Below are 2,943 nucleotides of genomic sequence, written 5' to 3'. Positions count from 1 at the left end.
TCGAAGGTCATTGCAGTCCCCGGTCAGGGTGTTGCAACGATCCCTAGAACCCAAGACCGGGACGGGGCGCACCCGCGCGTGCTCCGGTCGGCTCGACCGGTGGTACGGCTCAGCCGGTGAGCGAGGCCATCCACGCCTCGACCTCGTCGGCCGTGCGCGGCAGCCCGGCGGAGAGGTTCTCGTTGCCCTCGGCGGTGACCAGGATGTCGTCCTCGATCCGCACGCCGATGCCGCGGTACTCCTCGGGCACCGTCAGGTCGTCCTGCTGGAAGTACAGGCCGGGCTCGACGGTCAGGCACATGCCCGGCTCCAGCACGGCGTCCACGTACGACTCGCGGCGCGCGTGCGCGCAGTCGTGGACGTCCAGGCCGAGCATGTGGCCGGTGCCGTGCAGGGTCCAGCGGCGCTGCAGGCCGAGCTCCAGCACCTTCTCCACGTCGTACACCGAGGCGTCCAGCAGGCCCCAGGCCAGCAGGCGCTCGGCGAGCACGCGCTGGGCGGCGTCGTGGAAGTCGCGGAACTGCCCGCCGGGGCGGACGGCCGCGATGCCGGCCTCCTGGGCGTCGAAGACCGCGTCGTAGATCTGCCGCTGGAGCGGGCTGAAGGTGCCGTTGATCGGCAGCGTGCGGGTCACGTCGGCGGTGTAGAGGGTGGCGGTCTCCACGCCGGCGTCCAGCAGCAGCAGCTCGCCCGGGCGCACGTCGCCGTCGTTGCGCACCCAGTGCAGGGTGGTGGCGTGCGGGCCGGCGGCGGCGATCGAGCCGTAGCCGACGTCGTTGCCCTCGACCCGGGCGCGGCGCCAGAAGGTGCCCTCGATCCAGCGCTCGGAGGTGGCCACGGCCTGGCCCAACTCCCGCACCACGTCGGTGAATCCGTTGACGGTGGCGGCGCAGGCGGCGCGCAGCTGCTCGATCTCCCAGGCGTCCTTGACCAGCCGCAGGCCGCTGAGGAAGACCTTGAGCTCGTCGTCGCGGTCGGCGTCGGTGCGCGAGGCGACGGCGGCCTCGAGGCCCGCGTCGTAGCCGCGCACGATCCGGGTGGGCACCGCGCGGTCGGCGGCCTCGAGCTCCTCGACGAGCCCGCGCACGTCGCGGGCCGGCAGGCCCAGCAGCGCCTCGGCCTCGGTGAGGCTGTGCCGGCGGCCGACCCAGAGCTCGCCCTGGCCGTCGAGCCAGAACTCGCCGTTCTCCCGGTTCGAACGCGGCAGCCGGTAGAGGGTGGCCTGGTGGCCGCCCGCGGTGCTCGGCTCCAGGACCAGGACGGCGTCCTCGGTCTGGTCACCGGTGAGGTGCACGTACTCGCTGGCGGCGCGGAAGGAGTACTCGGTGTCGTTCGCGCGGGTGCGCAGGTTGCCGGCGGGCACCACGAGCCGCTCGCCCGGGAAGGCGGCGGAGAGCGCGGCGCGCCGCTCGGCGGCGTACGGGGCCTGCGGGAGCGGCTCCAGCCCGTGCAGCTCGGTGTCGGCCCAGCCGGACTTCATCGAGGCGGCGAGCTCGTCGGACACCTCGGAGTAGAGCCCGTTCTTGCGGCCCTTGATCGGCTCGTCGGCGGGGTTCTCCTCGCCGATGGCCCCTTCGGGGTTCTCGGCCGCTGCCGGGGTGCGGTCCTCGGTCACGTACGTCGCCTCCTTGCGAGTCGCTCCGCCTCGGGCGCGTCGGATCACGACACGTCTCGGGCGGCTGTGCGTCCCATGGTACGGACGGCGAGCCGATCACCCGTTCGGGAGTCCCCGGCAGGGACCGGACGGACGGTCCGTGCCCGGCCGATCCCGCCCTGCGGGACCGGCCGGGCGGCCGCTACTCGAAGCGGGCCGCCAGCAGCACCAGGTCGTCGGTGGCCGCCGCGGGGTCCGCCGGGCAGCAGGACAGCAGCTGGGCGCAGAGGCGGTCGGGGTCCTGGCGCACCTCGCGCGGCGCGTCGGCGGCCGCCCTGCGCAGCCGGGCCTGCCCGGCGTGCAGGGTGCCGCCGGCCCGGCGGGCCAGGCCCTCGGTGTACAGCAGCAGCAGGTCGCCGCGCTCGGCGCTGAGCTCGACGCCGGGCGCCTCCCAGCAGCTGAGCATGCCCAGCGGGGCGGAGAGCGAGGTCTCCACGAAGTTGGCGCCGTACCGGGTGACCAGGATCGGCGGGCAGTGGCCGGCCCCGGCCAGCGTGATCCGGCGCTCGCCGGGCTCGATCCAGGCGTACGCGGCGGTGGCGGTGCGGGCCGGTTCGGTGGTCTTGAGCAGCAGCTCCAGGTCGCCCAGGACGGAGACCGGGTCCTCGCCCTCCAGGACCGCGTAGGCGCGCAGCGCGGCCCGCAGCCGGCCCATCGCGGCGGCGGCGCCGGGGGCCGAGCCCGGTCCCGCGCCCGGTCCGTCGCCGGAGACCGAGCCGACGGTGAGCCCGAGTGAGCCGTCCGGCAGGGTGATCGCGTCGTACCAGTCGCTGCCGGCCGACCGCTCCAGCCCGGCGGGCACCCAGCGCACCGCCAGCCGCAGGCCGGGCACGTACGGCAGGTGGTCGGGCAGCATGCCGCGGCGCAGCGCCTCGGTGGCGCGCAGCCGGCGCTCGGCCTCCAGCCGGCCCGCCAGCAGCGGGGCCGCGAAGGCGGCGTAGCGCCGTGCCAGCTCCTGCTGCTCGGGCGTGGGCCGGCTCGGCGCCGGATAGAACCAGACGGCGGCGGCGAGCGGGCCGTCCTCCTCGGTGGCCAGCGGCAGCGCGTAGCAGGCGCCGATGCCGAGGTCGGCGGCGACCGAGCGGAACCGGGCGGCGGTGGCCGGGTCGGCGGCGAGGTCGGGGCGCAGCAACTGCGGCGGGCGTGCCACGGGGTGCAGCAGGCCGGCGAACGGGCCCTGGTCCATCGGCACGGTCTCCAGGGCGCCCAGGGCGGCCCGGTCCAGGCCCAGGCCGACCAGCGGTCCGTATCCGGCGTGGTCGCGCCAGCCGGCGCCGGCGGGGGCGTCG

2 protein-coding genes are annotated in these 2,943 nt (G+C 75.9%); both read right to left on the bottom strand.

Translation table 11 applies throughout. The features are described 5' to 3' along the window. Nucleotides 1-109: 109 nt before the first annotated feature. Nucleotides 110-1,615 carry an aminopeptidase P family protein gene (locus ABD323_RS40270; protein WP_344447081.1) on the bottom strand — a complete coding sequence of 502 codons (1,506 nt, stop codon included), beginning with the start codon at nt 1,613-1,615 and terminating at the stop codon, nt 110-112. 181 nt (nt 1,616-1,796) lie between these two features. After that, nucleotides 1,797-2,943 (bottom strand): PP2C family protein-serine/threonine phosphatase (locus ABD323_RS40265; RefSeq protein WP_344447080.1); only part of this gene is annotated, 1,147 nt, incomplete at its 5' end.

It is taken from the genome of Kitasatospora nipponensis (assembly GCF_039528135.1).
GTDB lineage: Bacteria > Actinomycetota > Actinomycetes > Streptomycetales > Streptomycetaceae > Kitasatospora > Kitasatospora nipponensis.
This window is presented reverse-complemented; position numbering and strand designations above follow the sequence as displayed.